Below are 22,701 nucleotides of genomic sequence, written 5' to 3'. Positions count from 1 at the left end.
CACCCAAGGTCATGGGTTAACATGGGATGGATTGGGCGGCAATGACACTCGCTGACATTTTCCGCCCCGGAACTGCGCGATTGCCCCTGTTTCAGAACGGGAAAGCGCGAACGAAGGCGGAACAGCCAGGCTGTCCGCACGCCTCAAAGCGAAGGGGAAGAGTTAACGAAACGGGAGAGAACGCCCTGGACGGGCGGAGCGGATCAGACGGCCTATAAGCCGGGTTCTGTGCCCCCGGATTGCTCCGGGGCGACGATCATTCCTCTGGACCGTCCGTCGCCGGACGGTTCTCGCGACCTACCCGGACCGCTCGGGCCGGCGAGCCCTGCCCGTCCGAGGACGGGCGCGCGGTCCCTATTCGGTCTTGCTCCTGGCGGGGCTTGCCATGCCGGTCCTGTCACCAGGCCCGCGGTGCGCTCTTACCGCACCCTTTCACCCTTACCCTCGGCCGAAGCCTCGGGCGGTTTGCTTTCTGTGGCGCTATCCCTGGGGTCGCCCCCGGCGGGCGTTACCCGCCGCCATTTCACCGTGGAGCCCGGACTTTCCTCGACCGCCCGAAGGCGACCGCGACCGCCCGGCCGTCTGATCCGCGGGTTAAGTGAGGCCAGACAGGGCGCGGGTCAACCGGGGCGGAGCGGGTTAGGTCAGAACCCCGGTCACCGACTCCGCCGAGGCCAGTTGCAGCAGGCCCATCAGACGGGCGCGGGTCTCGCCGTCGGCCACGCCGTCGACCCGGTCGGGCCGCCAGTGGCGCTGGAAGGCGGTGACCACGGTGGCGGTCTCCTGGTCGTATTCGCCCGAGGGCAGCGGCTCGTAGCCCAGCCGGTGCAGGCCGGCCTGCAGGGCGAAGACGCCCACGCCGTTGTCGCCGACCTTCAGGGCCGGGCCCGGCGCGGGCGCCGGCTCGAACCACAGGCCGTGGCCGGCGCCGGCCAGCCGCTTCCAGGGAAACAGCTCGCCGGGGTCCTCCTTGCGGGACGGCGCGACGTCGGAATGGCCCAGGATGCGGCAGTCCGGCACGGTCCAGCGAATGCGTATTTCGTCGAGCAGGCGGATCACCGCCTCGATCTGGGCGTCCGGGAAGGCGCGATAGCCGAACTCATGGCCGGGATTGACGATCTCCACGCCGATGGAGGCGGCGTTGCAGTCAGTCTCGCCCTTCCAGAACGACTTGCCGGCGTGCCAGGCGCGCCGCTCCTCCGGCACCAGGCGGAAGATGCGCCCGTCCTCCTCGACGACGTAGTGGGCGGAGACCTTGGCGGCCGGGTCGCGCAGGCGGTCGATCGCCTCCTGCCCCGAGCGCATGCCGGTGTAGTGCAGGACGACCATGTCCGGCGGCGCGCGCCGCTCGTCGAAGTTGGGCGAAGGCGCGTCGATCAGTTCGATGGTGGACACGGCGGAAATCTAAAAGAGGATCAGCGGGCCGAACGGTCCCAGCCGTAGGCGACCCAGGAGTGGCCCACCTTGCGGGCTTCCAGCACCGTGCCGCCAGGGCCGGCGGCGCGGGCGCGGACGTAGGTCATCCGACGGGCGCGGAAAGCCAGGCCGGCCAGGAAGACCAGCACGCTGGCGAACAGGGCGAAAACCGTGACCGCCACGGCCGTGAACACCGCCAGCACCGCACCGATGGTCAGGGCCGCGCCGGCCGCGAACAGGCCGCCGAGCCAAGCCAGACCCCGCCTCACCGGATCGCCGCGCTCGACCCGACCGGGGCCGAACGTGCTCCGCAGGCTGATACGCGTCGTGGTATCCATGGCTCACCTCGCACGAGCGCCGCCCGGCGCTCAGCAATTATGTCGGTCTCGTAACGCCTCCCGTCAATCCGAACGCATGGAAAAGGCGAACGTTCGGGCTGAGCGGTGGGCCGCTTAGGCGAGTTGGCCGGCGAACTGCCGGCGCTCGGCCATGGCGGCGTCGAAGGCGGCGTTGATGGCGGCCGCTTTGGCGGTGAAGACCTCGACGAATTCGTGGGGCAAGCCGCGCGCCCGGACCTTGTCGGGGTGGGTTTCGGCCAGCAGCCGCCGGCGCGCCGCCTGCAGCTCGGCGTCGGAGACGTCCGGGGCGACGCCCAGCACCACGTACGGGTCATCGGCCTCGGGGCCGAAATGGGTGGCCCGGATGCGCCGGAAAACCATCGGCGAGACGCCGAACAGCCCGCTCACCCGCTCCAGGTAGACGAACTCTTCGGGCGAGCCGACCCCGTCGGCGGCGGCGATATGGAACAGGCCGTCGACCACGTCCTCCAGCAGCTGCGGGCAGTTGCGGTAGCGCTTGGCGAGACGCCGCGCGTAGCTCTCGTAGCCCTGGGTGGTCTGGCGGGCGAGGTTGTAGAGCCGGCGCACGTCGCGCTCGGCCCCGGCCTCGGGCTGGAACACCTCGGCGAAGACGGCGAATTCGGCTGCGTCGGCGCGCCCGTCGGCCTTGGCCAGCTTGGCTCCCAGCGCGGTCACCGCGGTGGTGAAGGCCGGGTCCTGGCCCGGCAGGCCGGGCGGACACTCGGCGCACTCCGCCGCGTCGACGCGACGGACGGCCAGGCGCGCGATCGTGCTCCAGAACCCCATGACTTAAGCCCACCCCACGATTGCGGCCTTCCGATGACCTCCGCCCCCCGCGGAACTCAGGCCAAGCTCGACCGTTCCAGTTGGCGTCTCCCGACGCTTCGGGCAAGATGCCATGGCGCGCGCCCGCACGGCTACGCGCGCTTTGAGAAGGATCCACGCCGCATGGCCGCCACCCTGCTCGCGCTCGCCCTGCTCTTCGCCGATCCCGCCGCTGCGACGTCGGACGCCCCGGTCTCGACCCGCGCGGCTGACGCCGCCCCGCCCAGCCCGGCCGCGGATATCCTGCCGCAGGGCGCGCCGGCCGACGACTTCGGCTTCGTGGCCTGGTGCTACGGCGTGCTGAGCGGCCACATGGACCTGGCCGAGCGGGTTCAGGACAAGCTGCCGCTGGACGAGGCCCAGACCAAGATCGGCAGGGCCTACCTCGCCGGTTACGAGACGGCGCTGGACGCCGCGCCGGAAGGCAAGACCGAGGCCGGGCGCAAGCGCGCCATGGCCGAGCGCGAAGACGGCTGGAAGAAGTGGGACGAGGCCCGCAAGGTCGACCACCAGCTGGCCGCCGACTCCTACCTGGCCTGGCAGTTGCCGCCCCGCTGCGAGCACGCCGCGCAGCGCCTGGCAGGCCGCAAGGACATCTTCCGCCTGAACGCTTCCGTCGAGCACGGCGGCGAGGCCGACGGCCCCGTGGGGCGGCCGAAGTCGTAACTCTCCGTCCCCTCTCCCCTTGCGGGAGAAGGTGACTTAAGCCGCCGCCGCTTCCGCCGCGGGGTCGTAGTCCAGGATCGGCGACAACCAGCGCTCGGCTTCCGCGAGGCTCCAGCCCTTGCGGCGGGCGTAGTCGACGACCTGCTCGCGGGTGATCTTGCCGACCCCGAAGTAATGCGCCTCGGGGCGGGCGAAGTAGAGGCCCGAGACCGACGCCGGCGGCGTCATGGCCAGGCTCTCTGTCAGCTCCATGCCGGCGTTGATCTCGGCCTGCAGCAGGCGGAACAGGGTCAGCTTTTCGGTGTGGTCGGGCTGGGCCGGATAGCCGGGGGCCGGGCGGATGCCCTGGTATTTCTCGGCGATCAGCTCGTCGACCGTGGCGGTCTCGTCGGCCGCGTAGCCCCACAGCTCGCGACGCACCCGCTTGTGCATGGCCTCGGCGAAGGCTTCCGCCAGGCGGTCGGCCAGCGCTGTGACCAGGATGGCGGAATAGTCGTCGCCGGCCGCCTTGAAGCGCTGGGCGATCTCGACCTCGCCGTGGCCGGCGGTCACCGCGAAGCCGCCGACCCAGTCCGGCGCGACGCCGACCGGGGCGACGAAGTCCGACAGCGCCGTGTTGGCCTTGCCCTCGCCCTTGGCCATCTGCTGGCGAAGGGTGTGCAGGCGGGCGAGCTCGGTGGTGCGCGCGTCGTCGCCGTAGACGATCACGTCGTCGCCGTCGCTATTGGCCGGCCAGAAGCCGACCACGCCGCGGGCCTCGACCCAGTTCTCGGCGATCATCCTGTCCAGCATGGCGCGGGCGTCACGATAGAGGTCGCGCGCCGCCTCGCCGACGATCTCGTCATCCAGGATCTGCGGGAAGCGGCCGACCAGCTCCCAGCTGGCGAAGAAGGGCGTCCAGTCGATGTGCTCGGCCAGGTCGGCCAGGTCGTAGGGCGCGAAGGCGCGCACGCCGATGAAGCTGGGGGCCGGCGGGGTCCACGCCGCCCAGTCGATCTGGAACTTGTTCGCGCGCGCCTCGGCCAGGCTGGAGCGCGGCTTGGCCGGCCCGCGGCCGTAAGACTCGCGCACCTTGCGGTACTCCGCCCGGGTCTGCTCGACGAACGGGACCTTGTCGGACGGAGACAGCAGGTTCGACACCACGCCCACGGCGCGGCTGGCGTCCAGCACGTAGACGGTCGGCCCGCGCCGGTAGGCCGGCTCGATCTTCACCGCCGTATGCGTGCGGCTGGTCGTGGCGCCGCCGATCAAGAGCGGCAGGGACATCCCCCGGCGCTCCATCTCCGAGGCCACGAACACCATCTCGTCCAGCGAGGGCGTGATCAGGCCCGACAGGCCGACGATGTCGGCCCCGTGCTCGACGGCGGCGTCCAGGATCTTGTCGGCCGGGACCATGACGCCCAGGTCGACGACCTCGTAGTTGTTACACTGCAGGACCACGCCGACGATGTTCTTGCCGATGTCGTGGACGTCGCCCTTCACCGTGGCCATCACGACCTTGCCGGCCGACTTGCGTTCCTGGCCTTCCTTCTCGGCTTCCATGAAAGGCAGCAGCCAGGCGACCGCCTGCTTCATGACGCGGGCGGACTTCACCACCTGGGGCAGGAACATCTTGCCCGCGCCGAACAGGTCGCCGACGACGTTCATGCCGTCCATCAGCGGGCCTTCGATGACGTGCAGCGGACGCTCGGCCTTCAGCCGCGCCTCCTCGGTGTCAGCCTCGATGAAGTCGGTGATGCCGTGCACCAGGGCGTGGGCCAGGCGCGCCTCGACCGGCTGCTCCCGCCAGGCCAGGTCCACGACCCTGGCCGCGCCCTTCTCGCCCTTGTACTTCGGGGCCAGGTCGACCAGCCGCTCGGTCGGGGAGACGCCGCCGCGGGCGGCGCGGTTCAGGATCACGTCCTCGACCGCCTCGCGCAGCTCGGGGTCGATGTCGTCGTAGACCGGCAGGTCGCCGGCGTTGACGATGCCCATGTCCATGCCCGCCGCGATGGCGTGGTACAGGAACACCGAGTGGATGGCGCGCCGCACCGGCTCGTTGCCGCGGAAGCTGAACGAGACGTTCGACACCCCGCCCGACACCCGCGCGTAGGGCAGCATCTGCTTGATGCGCCGCGTCGCCTCGATGAAGTCGACGGCGTAGTTGTCGTGTTCCTCGATGCCGGTGGCGACCGCGAAGATGTTCGGGTCGAAGATCACGTCCTCGGGCGGGAAGCCGAGCTGGTCGACGAGGATGCGGTAGGCCCGCTCGCAGATCTCGACCTTGCGGGCGGCGGTGTCGGCCTGGCCCTGCTCGTCGAAGGCCATGACCACCACGGCGGCGCCGTAGCGCAGGCACTTCTTCGCGTGCTCGACGAAGACCGCCTCGCCTTCCTTCAGCGAGATCGAGTTCACGATCGCCTTGCCCTGCACGCACTGCAGGCCGGCCTCGATCACCTCCCACTTGGAGGAGTCGATCATGATCGGCACCCGGGCGATGTCGGGCTCGGAAGCGATCAGGTTGAGGAAGGTGACCATGGCGGCGCGGCTGTCGAGCAGGCCTTCGTCCATGTTCACGTCGATGACCTGGGCGCCGGCCTCGACCTGCTGTCGGGCGACCGACAGGGCCTCGGCGTACTGGCCCTCGGCGATCAGCTTGCGGAATTTGGCCGAGCCGGTGACGTTGGTCCGCTCGCCGACGTTGACGAAGATCGGGCGCATCAGCTCACCAGTTCGAACGGCTCGAGGCCCGACAGGCGCATGGCGCGCGGGCGCTCCGGGACGGCGCGCGGCTTCACGTCGGCGACGGCTTTCGCGATGGCGCGGATGTGGTCCGGGGTGGTGCCGCAGCAGCCGCCCAGGATGTTGACCAGCCCGCTGCCGGCCCATTCGCCGAGGAAGCCGGAGGTCTCGCCCGGGCCCTCGTCGTACTCGCCCATGGCGTTGGGCAGGCCGGCGTTGGGATAGCCGCCGATCAGGGTGTCGGCCACGCGCGCGAGTTCGGCGAGGTGCGGACGCATCAGCTCCGCGCCCAGCGCGCAGTTCAGGCCCACGGCCCACGGCCTGGCGTGGCGGATGGAGTTCCAGAACGCCTCGACCGTCTGGCCCGACAGGGTGCGGCCCGAGCGGTCGGTGATGGTGCCGGAGATCCAGATCGGCAGGGGCTCGTAGCCCTGGTCCTCGAGGTCGAGGATGGCCTTGATCGCCGCCTTGGCGTTCAGCGTGTCGAAGATGGTCTCGACCAGGAAGACGTCGATGCCGCCCTCGTGCAGGGCGCGGGCCTGCTCGGTGTAGGCGGCGTAGACCTGGTCCCAGGTCACGCCGCGGGCGGCCGGGTCGTTGACGTCCGGGCTGATCGACAGGGTGCGGTTCAGCGGTCCCAGCGAGCCGGCGACGAAGCGCGGCTTTTGCGGCGTCTTCTCGGTCCAGCGGTCGGCGCTCTCGCGCGCCAGCTTCGCGGCGGCCAGGTTGATGTCCGTCACCGCCGCCTCGAGCGCGTAGTCCGCCTGGCTGATCGCGGTGGCGTTGAAGGTGTTGGTCGAGGCGATGTCGGCGCCGGCCTCGAAATAGGCGTCGTGCAGGCCGGCCACGGCGTCGGGCCGGGTCAGGCACAGCAGGTCGTTGTCGCCCTTCAGCGGATGCGGATGCTCAGCGAAGCGCTGCCCCCGGAAGTCGTCTTCCGACAGGCCCATGCGCTGGAACATCACGCCCCAGGAGCCGTCCAGGATCAGGATCCGCTCGCGGGCGGCGGCCTTCAGCGCGGCGACGCGATCGGCGCGGGTCATGCGTGAACCTTCTCGCGCACGCCCAGCACCCGGCAGATGGCGTAGACCAGGTCGGCGCGATTGAGCGTGTAGAAGTGGAACTCGGAGAAGCCCTCCTCCTCCAGCCGCGCGCACATCTCCGCCGCCACCGAGCTGGCCAGCAGACGGCGGGTGTCGGGATCGTCGTCCAGGCCGTCGAACAGGTTGGCCAGCCAGGCCGGCACCGAGGCCTGGCAGCTCTCGGACATGCGGCACAGGCCCTTGAAGTTGGTCACCGGCATGACGCCCGGCACGATCGGGATGGTGATCCCGGCCGCGCGCGCGCGGTCGACGAAGCGCAGGAAGGCGTCGATGTCGAAGAAGAACTGGCTGATCGCCCGGGTCGCGCCGGCGTCGATCTTGGCCTTCAGCACGTCGAGGTCGTGGTCGATCGACGGGCTCTCCGGATGCTTCTCAGGATAGACCCCGACGCTGATCTCGAACGGCGCGATGCGCGCCAGCGCGGCGGTCAGCTCGGTGGCGTTGGCGTAGCCGTCCGCGGGAGGAACGTAGACGCCGCCCACGCCCGTCCCGCCCGGCGGATCGCCGCGCAGGGACACGATGTGGCGCACGCCCGCGTCCCAGTAGGCGCGCGCGACGTCGTCGACCTCGCCCCGGGAGGCTTCCACGCAGGTCAGGTGGGCGGCGGGTTGCAGGCAGGTCTCGTCCAGGATGCGGCGCACGGTGCGGTGGGTGCGCTCGCGGGTCGAGCCGCCTGCGCCGTAGGTGACCGAAACGAAGGACGGGCCCAACGGCTCCAGCCGCCGGATCGAATTCCACAGGTTGGCTTCGGCCTCGTCGGTCTTCGGCGGGAAGAACTCGAAGGAGACCTTCACTTCCCCGTGCTCGCGGCCGCCGGCCCGGGCGACAGGGCCGAGCGGCGAGAGAAGCAGGGCGCGGGCGGCGGCCAGGCTCATGCGGCGCTCCTTTCGGCCTGCGCGCGCAGGCCGGTCCAGATCTTCACGGTGAGGCCCTCGCGGTCGGGGGCCAGTTCGACCGGCTCGACGCGGTCGAGATCGGCTTCCTCCAGCCAGCGGTCCATCTCGTCGTCGGCGAAGCCGAGGCGGCGGTGCTGGTGGTCGGTGCGCAGGAATTCCAGCGCGTGAGGCGCGAAGTCGACGACCAGCAGCCGTCCGCCCGGGCGCACCAGGCGCGCCGCCTCGGCCACCGCGGCGGCCGGGTCAGACAGGTAGTGCAGCACCTGGTGCACGACCACGAGGTCGGCGCTGTGGGCCGGCAGGCGGGTGGCGAAGATGTCGCCGTGGCGCAGTTCGACCTTCTCCAGGCCCGCGCGCGCGACGTTGGCGCGGGCGATGTTGAGCATGTGCTGGCTGAGGTCGAGGCCGACCGACATCTTGGCGCGGCGGCCCAGCAGGGTCAGCATCCGGCCCGAGCCGGTGCCGAGGTCCACCACCCGCTCGAACGGGCCCGGACCGGCGGCGCGGTCGATGGCCGCCTCCACCGCATTTTCCGGCACGTAGAGCGAGCGGATCTCGTCCCAGCGCGGGGCGATCCGCTCAAAGTACTCCGCCGCCGCGGCCTCGCGCTCGGTGCGGACCTCGCCCAGGCGCTGGAAGTCGCGGTCGGGCTGTCCGTCGTCATGCAGCAGGTCCAGCACCGCGTCGGCCAGGCGCCGGCGCGGGCCGTCGGTGGCGAGGCGGTAGAACACCCAGGCGCCGTCGGGGAATCGCTCGATCAGCCCCGCTTCGCTCATCAGCTTCAGATGCCGTGAAACGCGTGGTTGGCTCTGGTCGAGAATCCGCGACAACTCCATCACCGACAGCTCTTCGGCCGCCAGCAGGGCTAGGATGCGCAGGCGCGTGGGCTCACCGGCGGCGCGCAGGACTTCGACAGCTTCATCAGCGTTCAGGCTCATGGGGCATATAAAGATATCTTTATATGCTTATGGCAAGTGGAAAGGCGCGCCAGCCAAGGCGTTCGTGCGCCGCTGACACAAGAAATCCCGTCGCGCGGCAACGCAGCGGCGGCGGGTCGGGTTCGCCACGCACGAACCGACGTGCCGAGGCGCCCTGTCGTGAACCCCAGCGAACGGCGGCGAGCATCCGAACTCGCCTTCATGACCGAAGTGGTCCAGCCGGTGATGATCAAGGCCGGCGAGCTGTTCCTGGTCGCGCGCGCCGACGGCGCCGTCCCGGCCGGCAACGACGACGGCTTCGGCCTGTTCTTCCGGGACAGCCGTTACCTGCAGCGCTACGAACTGACCCTGGGCGGCCAGCCGCCGATGGCGCTGATGTCCAGCTCCGCGCGCGGCGCCATGGCGGTGCTGGAGCTGGCCAACAACCGTTTCACCACCGACCACGGCTTCGTCGAGCAGCAGAGCATAGGCGTGCGGTGGGAGCGGACGCTGGACCCCGACCGCGCCGCCCTGGTCGAGCGGCTGCGGATCCGCAACTTCATGACCGAGCCCCTCCACGCGCCGCTGACCCTGAGCTTCGGCGGCCGGTTCGAGGACCTGTTCGAGGTGCGCGGCTACGCGCCCGCGTCGGCCGGCCAACTGCGCCCGCCGCGACGGCGGGGCCGGCGGATGCTGATGCGCTACGACGGCGCCGACCGGACGGTCCGGCGCATGGCGCTGCGGTTTTCGCGCCCCCCGCGCTTCGCCGAGGCCCCCGGCGGCGAGACGGCGGCTCACTTCGCCTTCACCCTGGCTCCGCAGGAAGCCGTCGATCTGACCCTCGAGCTCCGGTTGGGCGAACGCTCGGCCGACGCGCCGAGAGCCGCGCCGCGCGCCCGCAAGGGCCCCGCCCCGGCCGGCTGGCTGCACAGCGACGACGCCCGCCTCAACGTCGCGATCGAGCGTTCGCTCAGCGATTTGCGGATGCTGCAGAGCGGGCGCGATCCCGACTACGTGGCCGGCGGCCTGCCCTGGTTCGTCGCCCTGTTCGGCCGCGACAGCATCACCGCCGCGATACAGAGCCTGGCCTTCGACCCGGAGATCGCGGCCGGCACGCTGCGCGCGCTGGCCCGCTGGCAGGGACGCCGTTTCGATCCGCGCACCGGCGAGGAGCCGGGCAAGATCCTGCACGAGCTGCGGGTCGGCGAAATGGCCCGCCTGGGCGCCATACCGTTCACGCCGGGCTACCAGTCGGTCGATTCCACGCCGCTGTTCCTGGTCCTGCTGGGACTGCACGCGCGCTGGACCGGCCGGCTGGACCTGTTCCTCGAACTACGCGAGGCGGCCGAAGCGGCCCTGGCCTGGCTGCAGGCACGCATGACGGACGGGCTGGAGGGCTTTCTCGACTATGACGGGGTCACCCCCGAAGGGCCGATCAACCAGGCATGGAAGGATTCCGCCTCAGCGGTCCGGCGCGAGGACGGCGGTCTGCCCGACCCGCCGCTGGCCCTGGTGGAGGTGCAGGCCTGCGCCTTCAAGGCCCTGACCCTTTCGGCCGAGCTGTTCGCGCGGGCCGGCGACACCGCGCGGGCGGCGGGGCTGGAGGCGCAGGCCCAGGCGCTGGCGGGGCGCTTCGACCGGGCCTTCTGGATGGAGGACGAGGACTGCTACTGCCTGGCGCTGGAGCGCGACGGCCGGCAGGTCCGCTCGGTCACCTCCAACGCCGGCCACGCGCTCTGGGGCGGGATCGCGCCATCGGACAAGGCCGCCCCGCTGGCGGCGCGGCTTCTGCGCGAAGACCTGTTCTGCGGTTGGGGCGTGCGCACGCTCTCGAACCGGTCACGGGCCTACAACCCGGTGCACTATCACCTGGGCAGCGTTTGGCCGTTCGACAATTCGCTGATCGTGACCGGCCTCGTCGACTACGGGCATACGGACACCGCGCTGAAGATCTTCGAAGGCGTGCTGGCCGCCGCCGGCTATTTCAGCATGACCCGCCTGCCCGAGTTCTTCGTCGGCGTGCAGCGCGAGCCCGGCCTGTTTCCCGGTCGCTGCCCCTACGCCGATCCGCTGCAGGCCTGGTCGGCCGGCGCCCTGCCCTACATGGCCAGCGCCCTGCTCGGCCTTCGGCCCGACGGCTTCGCGCGCACCCTGCGGATCGCGCGCCCGACCCTGCCCGCCGGCGTGAACCGGCTGCGGCTGCAGACGCAGGTGGCCGGCGCGCCGGTCGACTGCTGTTTCGAGCGGGACGAGGACGGCGAAGTCCGCGTGGAGGGCCGAGGCCCGATCCAGGTCGTCCGCGACGATCACGCCTGATCCCGACCGCGCGGCCGCGGGTTGATGCGCGACAGGCGATGGAGCGCGTCATGGACAAACCGGTCTGCGTGGTGGTCGGCGTGGGTGAAGGCAACGGGGCGGCCCTGGCCCGGCGCTTCTCCGACGACGGCTATGCGACGGCGCTGCTGGCGCGCGGGCTGGACCACACCACCGCGCTGGCCGCCGAACTACCCGACAGCCGAGCCTACGCCTGCGACGTGGGCGAGGCGCGCGCCGTGGGCGAAGCCTTCGCCGCCATCCGCCACGACCTCGGCGAGCCGGCCGTGCTGGCCTACAACGCCGGGTCCGGCGTGTGGGGCTCGGCCGAGGAGATCACCCCCGCCCAGTTCGAGGCCGCCTGGCGGGTGAACGCGCTGGGCCTGCTGCTCTGCGCCCAGCAGGTGGCGCCGGCGATGAAGGCGAAGGGCGCCGGCGCGATCATCGTCACCGGCGCCACAGCCTCGCGCCGGGGCGGGATCAAGACCGCGGCCTTCGCGCCGGCCAAGGCGGCCCAGCGCAGCCTGTGCGAGTCGCTGGCCCGGCTGCTGTGGCCGGCCGGGATCCACGTCGCCCTCATCGTCGTGGACGGCGTCGTCGACCTGCCGCGCACCCGCGCCGCCATGCCGGACAAGCCGGCCTCCTTCTTCGTCCAACCCGACGACGTGGCGGCCAACGCCGCCTGGCTGGTCGCCCAGCCGCGCTCGGCCTGGTCGTTCGAGATCGAGGCGCGGCCCTTCGGCGAGAGCTGGTGACCCCCCGCGTGGACGATTGACAGCCGTACGCGGCGAGCGATCACTGACCATCGGGTCCGGAGGGGGAACGGTCCGATGAACTGGAAAACGACGGTGGCGGCCGCCTTGGCGGCGGCGCTGGCGGCGAGCGCGGCGCTCGCCCAGGAGGATCCGAGCCGGGTGATGATGATCGACGGGGCGCCGGGGCTGATGCTCTACGCCGCGCCGATGTACCTGGCCGACGGCAAGCCGGTGGACCAGATCTACCTGATCAACCACACCAAGCAGCGCTATTGCTTCCGCCTCGAGATCGCCAAGCAGAAGTTCGTCCACGCCGATCGCAAGGTGGTGGTCACCGCCTCGGCGCCGGGCGTGAACATGCGGCTGAACCAGGTGAAATTCCTGATGCCGAACAGCAGCTATCTGCCGAAGTACCGGGCCACGCCCCTGCCGGACGGCGAGACCTGGTCCTGGTGCAAGAAGGCGCTCACGCAGACAGACCCGGAGAAGACGCCGGCCACGCCAGGGGCGTGACCGCTCAGCGCCTCGCCGGGACCGCCTGCGCCGCCTCGCCTGCGTCCTGCGACTGGACCGCCTGCGCCTTGGCGGCTTCGCTCCGACGGATGCGCGCGGCGGCCCGCTCCAGCGGCGCCTCGTCGATGCGCACCGCGCCCGGGCGCGGGCGGTCGATGTCGACCACCAGGGTGATGGTCAGCGCGATCAGCAGGAACAGGGTGGTGGAGGCGGCGAAGTGGCGCCCGCCGCTGGCCAGACCATAGCCCATGAACAGGGCGCACATCATGGCGTACAGGATCAAGGTGCGCAGGATGACGACCGGCACGCGCGTCTCGGTGGCCGCCCGGCGGGTCGCGCCGGCCGCGAACATGTCGTTGGTGGCCAGCAGCAGCGGCGTCGCGATATGCGCCTGGGCCGGATCGTGCACCGCCGGGGTCAGCGCCGCCCAGATCCGCTCCTGCATGCGGGCGGCGTCCTCGGCGATGTCCCTGGCCCGCTCCGGCTCCGCCACCGCCGCGTCGGCCCGCTCCCGCAGGTCCAGGTACTCGACGACGAGCCGGCTGAGTTCGCCGCGCTCAGGCTCGTCGATCAGCTGATAGCGCAGGTAGGCGGTGCGGATCGCGTTGGCTTCGACCGCGACCGCTTCGTTGCGCAGGTCGTGGTGCGCGGCGGCCATGGAGAAGGTGAAGGCGATCAGCAGGCCCAGCAGGGCCAAGGCGGCGGAGATCAGATAGCCCACCCCCGGCCCCTCCTGGGGCGGCTCCCAGCGCAGCGAGATGGCGCGCCGCAGACGGAAGGCCAGCTCCTCGGTCAGGATCATGCCGACAGCGAGGGAGACGCCGAGGACCCAGAGCGGGACTTCGTCGAAGACGGTCATCGCGAGCTCCCGAGGCGCCGACCGCCGGCGCGCGGGAGCAACTCAGGAAGGCGGGTCTAGGCGCCAGCCGGCGGCTGCCAGAGCTCGACCTTCACGCCGGCCGGGTCCAGCAGCCAGGCGAACTGGCCGTTCGCGTCGCCCTCTTCGCGGCCCAGAGGTTCGACGCCGGCGTCCTTGGCCCTGGCCAGCACGCCGTCCAGGTCGTCGACGATCAGGTTGATCATGAAGGGCTGCGCCGACGGCTCGAAATAGGTGGTGTCGGCCTTGAACGGCGACCACAGGGTGAAGCCCTGCTGGGGATGCGGCCACATGGCCCCGCCCCAGCCGTCCTGGATCTCGAACCCGAGCACGCGGCGATACCAGTCGCTCAAGGCGTCGCCGTCGGCGGCCTTGAAGAAGATCCCGCCCAGTCCCAGCACCTTGGCCATGCGCAGCCTCCCGATTCAGGCGCTCCCGATTCGGAGGCGATCATGGCGGCGAACGGCGTTCGCGTCAGGTTAAAGCCGCGCTCAGCGCACCGGCGTCTTCACCGGCTGGTCGGCGAAGAAGGCTTCGAGGTTCTGCATCAGCAGCATCAGCATGGCCTGCACCGACTCGGTGGTCGCGCCGGCCGTATGCGGGGTCAGCACGGTGTTGGGCACGTCGGCCCAGCGCGCCGCCGGCGTCGGCTCTTCGACGAACACGTCCAGCGCCGCCCCGCCCAGCCGGCCGTCCTTCAGCGCCGCGATCAGGGCGTCCTCGTCGACCACCTGGCCGCGGGCGACGTTGACCAGCAGGCCGGCGGGGCCCAACGCCTCGATCACCTCGCGCGAGATCTGGCCGCGGTTCTCCTCGTCGGCCTTGACGCAGACCGCCAGCACGTCGCTGTCACGAGCGAGCTCGACCAGGCTGGCGGCGCGCGGCCAGGCCGCGTCCGGTTTCGGGTTGGGTCCCCACCAGGCGATCTGCATGCCCAGCGCCTCGGCGCGGGCGGCCAGCGCCTTGCCGATCATGCCCAGGCCCACGACGCCGAGCTTCTGGCCCTTCATCGAGCGGGTGATGGTCTTGCTTTCCGGGGTCCAGCCGCCGGCGCGCAGGGCACTGTCGCCGCTGACGATCTCGCGCCGCGCGCCCAGGATCAGGCCGAGCGCGTGGTCGGCGACGTCCTCGTGGTTCACGCCCGGCGCGTGGGTGACCTCCAGGCCGCGGCCCCGCGCCCAGGCCACGTCGATGCCGTCGTAGCCGGAGGTGAAGCAGGCGATCAGGCCCAGTTGCGGCAAGCCCTCGATCAGGCGCTTGTCCAGCGCGAACTCGCCCGCCACCACCAGGGCGCGGACGGCCCGGGCGACCTCGACCGGCGGGCCTTCCCAGAACCGGTGGACGGCGTAGCGGCTCTCCAGGAAACCGCTCAGCGGCGCCAGGTGGCGCTGCATGATCAGGACGGCGGGCTTGTCGCTCATGTCCTTCGGGTGGGCGATCCGACGCACGCCGTCAAGCCGCACAGCCGCGCAAAAAGAAGGGGCGGGAACCCTCAGGTTCCCGCCCCAGTCGGCTGATAATCAGCTTGCCGATCAGGCCCAGTGCCAGTCGTCGACCTTCACCAGGGCGTGCATGTTCACGCTCTTCAGCGTGACCGAGTCGCCGCTCGAGAAGCTGAACACCGTGTCCGAGCCGACCTGGGTCACGGTCGGGGCCGCCGTGTGGCCCTGGTAGCCGCTGAAGTCGAGGCTGTCTTCGACACCGCCCGGCTTGAAGTTGTAGATCGTGTCCTTGCCGGACCCGACGCCGAAGACGAACAGATCGTCGCCCGCGCCGCCGTCCATCACGTCGTTGCCGCCCATGCCGTGGACCTTGTCGGCGCCGGCCAGGCCGTTGATGCGGTCCGAGCCCGAGGTGCCGACCAGGATGTCGGCGCCCGTGGTCGCTTTCAGGTTCGGCGTCGACGGATCCGGAGTGGGCGTCGGCGTCGGGGTGGGCGTCGGGGTCGGGGTCGGCGTGGGGGTCGGGGTCGGCGTGGGGGTCGGGGTCGGCGTCAGGTTGCCTTCCGCATTGCCCCAGTGCCAGTCGTCGACCTTCTTGAGGGTCGACATGTTCACGCTCTTCAGCGTGACCTTGTCGCCGTTCGAGAAGCTGAACACCGTGTCGGCGCCCGACTGGGTCACCGTCGGCTTCAGGCCCGCCGCCTGGTGGCCGTTGAAGTTCAGGCCGTCCTCAGCGTTCTTGAAGTTGTAGATCGTGTCCTGGCCGGACCCGGTGCTGAAGAGGAACTGGTCCTTGCCCGCGCCGCCGTCCATGACGTCGTTGCCGGCGCCGCCGGTGATGTGGTCGTTGCCGGCCAGACCGTTGATGCGGTCCGCGCCCGAGGTGCCGACCAGGTGGTCGTCGCCCGTGGTCGCCTTCAGGTTCGGCTCACCCGGAGTCGGGGTCGGGGTCGGCGTGGGGGTCGGCGTCGGAGTCGGAGTCGGCGTCGGGGTCGGCGTCGGAGTCGGAGTGGGCGTCGGGGTCGGCGTCGGCGTGCCGGTCCCGTCCAGGCTGTAGGCGCGGATATAGTCGATATCCATCTTGGCCGGGAACTTGGTGGTCCCGTCCGGGCTGCCCGGCCACGAGCCGCCGACCGCCAGGTTGGCGATCATGTACATCGGCTTGTTCATGTCGGCCGGGGTGGCCGAGCGATAAACTTCAGCGCCGTCGACGTACCAGACGATCTCCTTGGCGTCCCACTTGGCGCCGTAGGTGTGCATGCCGTCGGTGGAGTCACCGATGACGTGGCCCTTGGAGTCGTAGGTGTGCGAACCCGAGGCCTTCGAATGCTGGGTCGTGTAGACGATGGTCGGATCCGAGCCGATCATCTCCATCACGTCCAGTTCGGGCGGCCACGACCCGTCCTGCGGCAGCAGCCAGAAGGCCGGCCACAGGCCCTGGCCGCCCGGCAGGTCGGCGCGCATCTCGAAGTAGCCGTAGGTCTGGCTGAAGGTGCCCTTGGTGTTGATCGTGCCCGAGACGTACTGGTTCGCGGTGCCGCCGATCGCGTCCTTCTCCGCCTGGGTGGTCGGACGGGCGCTGATGCTCAGCACGCCGTTGTTCACCGAGAACGGGTTCACGCCCAGCCCCTTGAACTCGGGGTCCATGTAATACTGCAGCTCGCGGTTACCCGGCAGGGTACGGGTGTCGTACGAGGCGCCCGGACCGAAGGTGGTGTTCCAGGTGCCCGCGCCCTTCCAGTCGATGCGACGGTCGAGCGTGTTGAAGTCGTCGTTGAAGGTCAGCTTCAGCTTGCTGTAGTCGATCGGCAGCTGGAAGTCGTCGGCCGCGAAGTCCGCCACCTTGTGGTTGCGGAAGGTGATCGACTGGTCCGAACCCAGGTTCAGCACCACGTCGGAGCCGCTCTGGACCATGGCCGCCTTGACCTGGTCGAAGGTGAACAGGTTGCCGCCCTTCAGGCGCAGCATGTCGGTCTTGCCCGCGCCCGCCTCGAAGTCGGTGATGACGTCGCTGCCTTCGCCGCGCGCGACGATGAAGATGTCCTGACCCGCGCCGCCGGTCAGCACGTCGTTGCCGCCGCGCCCGTCGATGGTCTGGTTGCCGTCCAGGCCCTTGATCACGTTGGCGAGCGCGTTGCCGGCGCCATACGAGTCATAGCCGTGGAGCGTCAGGTTCTCGATGTTGTCCGACAGGAAGTAGGTGCGGATGGCGTTGACCGTGTCGACGCCCTCGCCCGCCTTCTCGATGATGATGTCGGTGCGGTTTTCGGTGGTGTAGGTGTCGTCGCCCGCGCCGCCGACCAGGGTGTCGCCGCCGCCGCCGCGAATGGCGTCGTTGCCGGAGGTGCCGGTGATGGTCTCCTTGGCCGAGGTGCCGGTGAAGCCCTTGGTGGTCGCCCCGCTCAGCGGCAGCGCGTTACCCTTGTAATCAATATTAGTAATATCGGCCATGGGAACTCCCAATCGAAGTTATTGGGAGACGTTATCGGTCAAGATCGATGATCTCAAAGCGACGGGCCGTCGCAACAGCGCACGGTTCGCCGTACATGCTCAGCGAACATCTTTATGTATTCTTGAGGCGAATTGACGCAGGCCGACCGCAATCGCTTCTACGCCGGAAACAGGCCAGTCCTTTGCCCCGCAAGGCCTGAGTTAATATTTCAGCGCGCGTCGAAGCCGGCGGGCTTGCGGCCCTGCGGCGGCCCGCACGGCCGGGGCTGCGGCGAAGGGCTTGGCCGCGCCCCGGGACGGACGGCGCGGACCGGTCGCAGACTGACCTTCCGGATTCTCAACGACACCCGCCCCCGGAGGGCGCGAGACCTTTCGGAGGACGACCGAACCTTCAATGAACTTGATGGCCGCCCCGCGGCTGGCGCCGCAAAGGAAAAGGGCCCGGCGGTGATCCGCCGGGCCCTTCCTGTTAGCGCGAGAACTTTTGGAACTTGATCCGGTGCGGGATCAAGCTGTCGGCCCCGAGGCGGCGCTTCTTGTCCTCCTCGTAGGCTTCGAAGTTGCCCTCGAACCATTCGACGTGGCTGTCGCCCTCGAAGGCCAGGATGTGGGTGGCCAGGCGGTCCAGGAACCAGCGGTCGTGGCTGATCACCACGGCGCAGCCGGCGAAGTCCTCCAGCGCCTCTTCCAGCGCCTGCAGGGTTTCGATGTCCAGGTCGTTGGTCGGTTCGTCGAGCAGGATGACGTTGCCGCCGGCGGCCAGGGTCTTGGCCAGGTGCACGCGGTTGCGCTCACCGCCCGACAGCAGGCCGACCTTCTTCTGCTGGTCGCCGCCCTTGAAGTTGAAGCCGCCGACGTAGGCGCGGCTGTTGATCTCGCGCTTGCCGACCAGCATCACGTCGGTGCCGCCGCTGATCTCCTGCCAGACGGTCTTGTTCGGATCCAGCGCGTCGCGGCTCTGGTCGACATAGGCCAGCTTCACGGTCTCGCCCAGGCGGATCGAGCCGGCGTCGGGCTGCTCCTGGCCGGTGATCAGCTTGAACAGGGTCGACTTGCCGGCGCCGTTCGGACCGATCACGCCGACGATGCCGTTCGGCGGCAGCTTGAAGCTCAGGTCCTTGAACAGGACCTTTTCGCCGTATTCCTTCTCCAGCCCCTGGGCCTCCATGACCATGTTGCCCAGGCGCGGGCCCGGCGGGATCTGGATGGTGGCGAAGGTCTGGGCCGCGCGGGCGTTCTCCTGCTCGGAGACCATCTTCTCATAGGCCGCCAGACGGGCCTTCGACTTGGCCTGGCGGGCCTTGGCGCCGGAGCGGACCCACTCCAGTTCGCGGGTCAGGGCGCGCTGGCGGGCTTCGCTCTCGCTCTGCTCCTGCACGACGCGCTTCTGCTTCTGCTCCAGCCAGCCGGAGTAGTTGCCCTCGTAGGGCACGCCCTTCCCGCGATCGAGCTCCAGGGTCCACTTGGTGACCTGGTCCAGGAAGTAGCGGTCGTGGGTGACCAGGATCACGCAGCCCGGGAAGGCTTCCAGGTGGTGCTGCAGCCAGGCCACCGACTCGGCGTCCAGGTGGTTGGTCGGTTCGTCGAGCAGCAGCATGTCGGGCTTGGACAGCAGCAGACGGGCGAGGGCCACGCGGCGACGCTCGCCGCCCGACAGCTTGTCGACGCCGGAGTCGTTCGGCGGACAGCGCAGGGCGTCCATAGCCATTTCGATGCGGCTGTCGATGTCCCAGAGGTTCTCGGCGTCGATCCGCTCCTGGAGGGCGTTCATCTCCTCCATCAGCTCGTCGGTGTAGTTCTCGGCCATCTCCATCGCCACGGCGTTGAAGCGGTCGAAGATCTTCTTCTCTTCGCACCAGGCGATGACGTTGTCCCAGACGTTCAGGGACGGATCGAGATGCGGCTCCTGCTCCAGGTAGCCCATCTTGGTGCCTTCGGCCGCGCGGGCCTCGCCGCCGAACTCCTTGTCGATCCCCGCCATGATCTTCAGCAGCGAGGACTTACCCGAGCCGTTGACCCCGACCACGCCGATCTTGGCGTCGGGATAGAAGCTCAGCCAGATGTTCTCGAAGACCTTCTTGCCGCCGGGATAGGCCTTGGTCAGGCCCTGCATCTGGAAAATGTACTGTTGAGCCATGGGCGAGCGCCTGCGGGTTCGCGGGTGAAAAAACAAAGACGGGGTTGGGCGCGCATTTAGCGGTCGCCGCGCCGGAAGGCTAGGCCCTGCGGCGTCGCGGCCGGGTCCGCAAACGAAAACGGCGGGCCTTTCGGCCCGCCGTTCCCGTCTTGATCGAGGCGTTCAGCCCCGGATCCGACCGCCTTAGAACTTGGCGGTCAGGCCCAGGTAGAAGCGACGGCCGAGCACGTCGTAGGTCGACGGGTCGGTGTTCGCCTGAATAGCCGGGGTGTAGACCGGCGGCATCTCGTCGGTGAGGTTGTTGATACCGGCGCGCAGGGCCACCTTGTCGTTCACCGACCAGGAGCTGTTCAGGTCGAAGTAGTTGACCGCGTCGATGGTCTTGCTGGTGTCGTTGAAGTTCTCGACCTCGCCCTGGTAGCGCCAGCGCACGCCCAGCGAAGCCGGACCGTAGGACCAGTCGGCGCCGGCCAGCCACTTCCATTCCGGGAAGGTCATGCCGAAGCTGTTGCTGATCGTGCCGGTGCGGTCGGTGAACGCGCCGTTCGGAACGTTCTGGATCTCCCACTTCTGCAGCTTGGTGCCGGTGACGTTGAACTTCATCTTGCCCAGGTCGGGCAGGCCGACGTCGGCGAAGGTGAAGCCCCAGTCGACCTGGAAGTCGATGCCCGAGGTGCGCAGCGCGCCGAGGTTGCCGTTGAACTCCTTGGCGCCGATGACTTCGCCGGTCGCCGGGTTACGGCTGAACATCTGGCAGGCCCAGTGGTTCGGGTCGTAGGTCGGGTTCGACGTGCCGTTGGCGTTGTAGCAGAGCTGCAGCTGGTCGGTGGTGGCCACCGAGGCGATCACGTCGGCGATTTCGATCGAGTAGTAGTCGATCGAGCCCGACAGCTTCTCCAGCCACGGGTTGTCGAAGCGCGGCTGCCACACCAGGCCGACCGAGAAGGTGTCGGCGGTTTCTTCCTTCAGATCCGGGTTGCCGCCGGTGAGGCCCGACGCCTGGGTGTTGGTGTAGGTGTAGCTGTCGATGATCGCGCCCGGGACGCCCTGGGCGGCGCACAGCGCCTTGACCTGAGCGGCGTTGGGGCCGGTCCGGTACTTGCCGCCGACGTCGCACGGGTCGCCGCCGTTGCCGCTGGCCGACGGGGTGCCGATGGACGCGAAGGTCAGGTTCTGCGGCGCGTACAGTTCGCCGATGGACGGGGCGCGGACCGCGCGCTGGAAGCCGCCGCGGGCGCGCACGCCCCCGCCGATCAGCCAGTCGCCGTCGATCTTGTAGGCGCCGACCTGACCGATCGAGCTGTAGTCCGAGATGCGGCTGGCCAGGTTGAGGTTCAGCTCTTCCACGAACGGCAGATCACGCAGGACCGGGATCAGCACTTCGCCGAAGTATTCCTTCACGTCCACCACGCCTTCGAGCGGCTTCTGGGCGTTGAAGCCCGCCACGTCGCCGGTCGACAGCAGGGCGTCGGGGGTGAAGGTGTACTCGTCCTCACGGTAGTCCATGCCCGCGGCGAAGCGCACTTCGCCGGCCGGCAGGTCGAACAGGCCGCCCTGGACGGTGGCTTCGATCACGCGCTGGTCCGAACGGGTCGAGTTCTTGCTGGTGCGGCCGACGTAGGCCGCGCAAGCCGCCGACATGGCGTTGTCGCCGAACGGGTTGAAGCCGCCCGCGCAGATCGAGTTGCCGCCGTCCGCCGCGTCGAGCAGGGTCTGCACGGCCGAACGCGAGATGTTGCCGTTCTGGGTGGTGAGGCGGTCGACGCGGCCCATCTGGGCGTAGACGTCGTAGCTCCAGTCCTTGATCGGCAGGTCGCCCTTCACGCCGGTGACGATCTGGAAGACGTCGTAGTTGTCGACGCCTTCACGCGGACCGACGGTGTTGAAGCGCTTGTCCAGACGGAAGGTGCCGTTCGGGTTCGTACGCGAGTTCAGCAGCGACTTCAGCTCGGCCGGGATGAACGGGTTGGTCGCCTTGACGCGGAAGCCGGTGGCGCTGCCCGCGGCCGGGGTCGGCGCCAGGATCTGGGTCGACTCGTACTGGGTGAACAGGGCCTGCCCGTAGGCCTTGGCCCACTTGTTGACCTCGTACGTGCCGCTCGCGAACACGTTGTAGCGGGTCAGCGGCATCGCCAGGTAGTTCAGCGCGCCGGTGTTGTAGGCGAAGTTCGGGTTATAGGTCGCGCCCGGCTGGGCGAAGCCGTCATAGTCGATGCCGCCCGGGCTGACGAAGCCGTTGCGGTTCTTGTAGGTGAAGACCGAGCCGTCGTTGTTGAAGCCGAAGGTGTCGCCCGGCTTGCCGCCGGCGATCGCCGCGGTCACCGCCGCCTGCGACGGCAGGTTGGTGGCGTCGAAGATGGTGCTGCCCAGCGGCGTGGTCGCCGAGGCGCCCGAGACCGACGAGAACGGACGCGCGGCGTTGAAGATCTCGCCGCGGTTCGAGTAGCCCAGCGACAGCACGGCGTTGCCGCGGTCGTCGGCGAAGTTGCCGCCCATGGTCACCGAGACGCTCTGGGTCTCGCCGTCGCCCCTGGAGGTCTGGCCGTACTGGGCGTCGACCTGGATGCCTTCGAAGTCGTCGCGCAGGATGAAGTTGGTGACGCCGGCCAGGGCGTCGGAGCCGTAGGTCGCCGAGGCGCCGCCGGTGATCACTTCGATGTTCTTGATCAGGGCGGTCGGGATGACGTTGACGTCGACCGTGCCGTCCGAGTTCGAGCCGACCACGCGGCGGCCGTTCATCAGCACCAGGGTGCGCTGCGAGCCCAGGCCGCGCAGCTGCAGGTTGGCCTGGCCGCCGTTCGACGGGTTGTTCGAGGTGAAGTTCGACTGCGGGACGAACTGCGGCATGTCGTTCAGCAGGGTGTCGATGGTCACCGAGCCGGTGTCCTGGAAGTCCTGCTGGCCGACCGTCACGATCGGGCTGTTGGCGACGTAGTCCTTGCGGGCGATGCGCGAGCCCGTAACGACGATTTCTTCAACCGCGGCGTCGTCCGAAGCGGTGTCCTGGGCGGCTTCCTGGGCGTAGGCGGCGGTGGAGGCGGCCGCGGCGATCATCAGGGACGCCAGGCCGGCGGACGCCAGCAGGCGCTCGCGCTTGTAAACAGTGAACAACGATACTCTCCCAATCGCGGCGCCCTCGTTTCGACATCGATTGGGCGTCCGCGGCTGGAATTCGACGAAAACTTGTCGTTCAAACAATGCGACAGGACGTACAAAACACCTAAGAACAATGATCGACGTAAGTAAGTGTCACAAAAGACACACTTATCCGCGACAGACTGACGCATACGCCGCGACAATTTCGTCAATA

At 69.4% G+C, this 22,701-nt stretch carries 17 protein-coding genes and 1 other RNA gene; 4 read left to right on the top strand and 14 right to left on the bottom strand.

What is annotated here, in order from left to right; all coding sequences use genetic code 11:
* Nucleotides 1-199: 199 nt before the first annotated feature.
* The 4 genes from rnpB to H8B08_RS02240 all read right to left on the bottom strand — a co-directional run bounded on the left by rnpB (nucleotide 200) and on the right by H8B08_RS02240 (nucleotide 2,561).
* Nucleotides 200-586, bottom strand: an RNA gene (rnpB, locus tag H8B08_RS02255) — RNase P RNA component class A.
* Between the two features lie 53 nt (nucleotides 587-639).
* Entirely contained in the window at nucleotides 640-1,329 is a 690-nt protein-coding gene (locus H8B08_RS02250; protein ID WP_187448634.1) for an N-acetylmuramoyl-L-alanine amidase, read from the bottom strand.
* An 86-nt stretch (nucleotides 1,330-1,415) separates the two neighbouring features.
* Nucleotides 1,416-1,754, bottom strand: coding sequence for a hypothetical protein (locus H8B08_RS02245; protein ID WP_240454568.1), 339 nt, complete (start codon nucleotides 1,752-1,754; stop codon nucleotides 1,416-1,418).
* Nucleotides 1,755-1,868: 114 nt separating this feature from the next.
* The gene (locus tag H8B08_RS02240) at nucleotides 1,869-2,561 is read right to left on the bottom strand and encodes a molecular chaperone DjiA (protein WP_187448576.1); all 693 of its coding nucleotides are present in this window, start codon (nucleotides 2,559-2,561) and stop codon (nucleotides 1,869-1,871) included.
* Between the two features lie 162 nt (nucleotides 2,562-2,723).
* Here H8B08_RS02240 and H8B08_RS02235 point away from each other — a divergent pair, with 162 nt between their 5' ends.
* Nucleotides 2,724-3,266 (top strand): hypothetical protein, encoded by a 543-nt coding sequence (locus tag H8B08_RS02235; RefSeq protein WP_187448575.1) that lies wholly within the window; start codon nucleotides 2,724-2,726, stop codon nucleotides 3,264-3,266.
* Nucleotides 3,267-3,302: 36 nt separating this feature from the next.
* On the opposite strand, the gene metH is transcribed toward H8B08_RS02235, so the two are convergent.
* Genes metH through H8B08_RS02215 form a run of 4 tightly spaced genes read right to left on the bottom strand, consistent with a single transcriptional unit; the run spans nucleotide 3,303 to nucleotide 8,924 of the window.
* The gene (gene metH / locus H8B08_RS02230) at nucleotides 3,303-5,966 is read right to left on the bottom strand and encodes a methionine synthase (RefSeq protein WP_187448574.1); all 2,664 of its coding nucleotides are present in this window, start codon (nucleotides 5,964-5,966) and stop codon (nucleotides 3,303-3,305) included.
* On the bottom strand, nucleotides 5,966-7,030 hold the full coding sequence (locus tag H8B08_RS02225) for a homocysteine S-methyltransferase family protein (protein ID WP_187448573.1): 1,065 nt from the start codon (nucleotides 7,028-7,030) through the stop codon (nucleotides 5,966-5,968). The genes metH and H8B08_RS02225 overlap by 1 nt, the downstream gene beginning before the upstream one ends.
* On the bottom strand, nucleotides 7,027-7,965 hold the full coding sequence (metF, locus tag H8B08_RS02220; RefSeq protein WP_187448572.1) for a methylenetetrahydrofolate reductase [NAD(P)H]: 939 nt from the start codon (nucleotides 7,963-7,965) through the stop codon (nucleotides 7,027-7,029). The genes H8B08_RS02225 and metF overlap by 4 nt, the downstream gene beginning before the upstream one ends.
* Nucleotides 7,962-8,924 (bottom strand): metalloregulator ArsR/SmtB family transcription factor, encoded by a 963-nt coding sequence (locus H8B08_RS02215; protein ID WP_187448571.1) that lies wholly within the window; start codon nucleotides 8,922-8,924, stop codon nucleotides 7,962-7,964. Before H8B08_RS02215 ends, metF begins: the two co-directional genes overlap by 4 nt.
* A gap of 201 nt (nucleotides 8,925-9,125) precedes the next feature.
* Between H8B08_RS02215 and H8B08_RS02210 the strand changes: the two genes are divergently transcribed.
* The 3 genes from H8B08_RS02210 to H8B08_RS02200 all read left to right on the top strand — a co-directional run bounded on the left by H8B08_RS02210 (nucleotide 9,126) and on the right by H8B08_RS02200 (nucleotide 12,484).
* Nucleotides 9,126-11,219, top strand: a complete 2,094-nt coding sequence (locus H8B08_RS02210; protein ID WP_187448570.1) for a glycogen debranching N-terminal domain-containing protein — start codon at nucleotides 9,126-9,128, stop codon at nucleotides 11,217-11,219.
* 50 nt (nucleotides 11,220-11,269) lie between these two features.
* On the top strand, nucleotides 11,270-11,971 hold the full coding sequence (locus H8B08_RS02205; protein WP_187448569.1) for an SDR family NAD(P)-dependent oxidoreductase: 702 nt from the start codon (nucleotides 11,270-11,272) through the stop codon (nucleotides 11,969-11,971).
* A 75-nt stretch (nucleotides 11,972-12,046) separates the two neighbouring features.
* The gene (locus tag H8B08_RS02200; protein WP_187448568.1) at nucleotides 12,047-12,484 is read left to right on the top strand and encodes a hypothetical protein; all 438 of its coding nucleotides are present in this window, start codon (nucleotides 12,047-12,049) and stop codon (nucleotides 12,482-12,484) included.
* 4 nt (nucleotides 12,485-12,488) lie between these two features.
* Here H8B08_RS02200 and H8B08_RS02195 read toward each other — a convergent pair whose 3' ends face one another.
* From H8B08_RS02195 to H8B08_RS02170, 6 genes are all read right to left on the bottom strand, one after another.
* Nucleotides 12,489-13,343, bottom strand: coding sequence for a hypothetical protein (locus H8B08_RS02195; RefSeq protein WP_187448567.1), 855 nt, complete (start codon nucleotides 13,341-13,343; stop codon nucleotides 12,489-12,491).
* Nucleotides 13,344-13,399: 56 nt separating this feature from the next.
* Complete coding sequence (locus tag H8B08_RS02190) at nucleotides 13,400-13,771, bottom strand: VOC family protein (protein WP_187448566.1); 372 nt, start codon at nucleotides 13,769-13,771, stop codon at nucleotides 13,400-13,402.
* Nucleotides 13,772-13,852: 81 nt separating this feature from the next.
* Complete coding sequence (locus H8B08_RS02185) at nucleotides 13,853-14,782, bottom strand: 2-hydroxyacid dehydrogenase (RefSeq protein ID WP_187448633.1); 930 nt, start codon at nucleotides 14,780-14,782, stop codon at nucleotides 13,853-13,855.
* A 111-nt stretch (nucleotides 14,783-14,893) separates the two neighbouring features.
* Nucleotides 14,894-17,254: a family 16 glycosylhydrolase gene (locus H8B08_RS02180; RefSeq protein WP_187448565.1), complete on the bottom strand. Its 2,361-nt coding sequence runs from the start codon at nucleotides 17,252-17,254 to the stop codon at nucleotides 14,894-14,896.
* 469 nt (nucleotides 17,255-17,723) lie between these two features.
* Nucleotides 17,724-19,391: an energy-dependent translational throttle protein EttA gene (ettA, locus tag H8B08_RS02175; protein ID WP_187448564.1), complete on the bottom strand. Its 1,668-nt coding sequence runs from the start codon at nucleotides 19,389-19,391 to the stop codon at nucleotides 17,724-17,726.
* A 183-nt stretch (nucleotides 19,392-19,574) separates the two neighbouring features.
* A complete protein-coding gene (locus tag H8B08_RS02170; protein WP_255500619.1) occupies nucleotides 19,575-22,502 on the bottom strand; it encodes a TonB-dependent receptor domain-containing protein in 2,928 nt (975 codons plus the stop codon).
* Nucleotides 22,503-22,701 lie beyond the last annotated feature (199 nt).

The sequence above is a fragment of the Caulobacter sp. 17J80-11 genome (assembly GCF_014349105.1).
Lineage (GTDB): Bacteria > Pseudomonadota > Alphaproteobacteria > Caulobacterales > Caulobacteraceae > 17J80-11.
The sequence above is the reverse complement of the archived record's forward strand: the minus strand, read 5'-3'. Positions and strand labels throughout refer to the sequence as shown.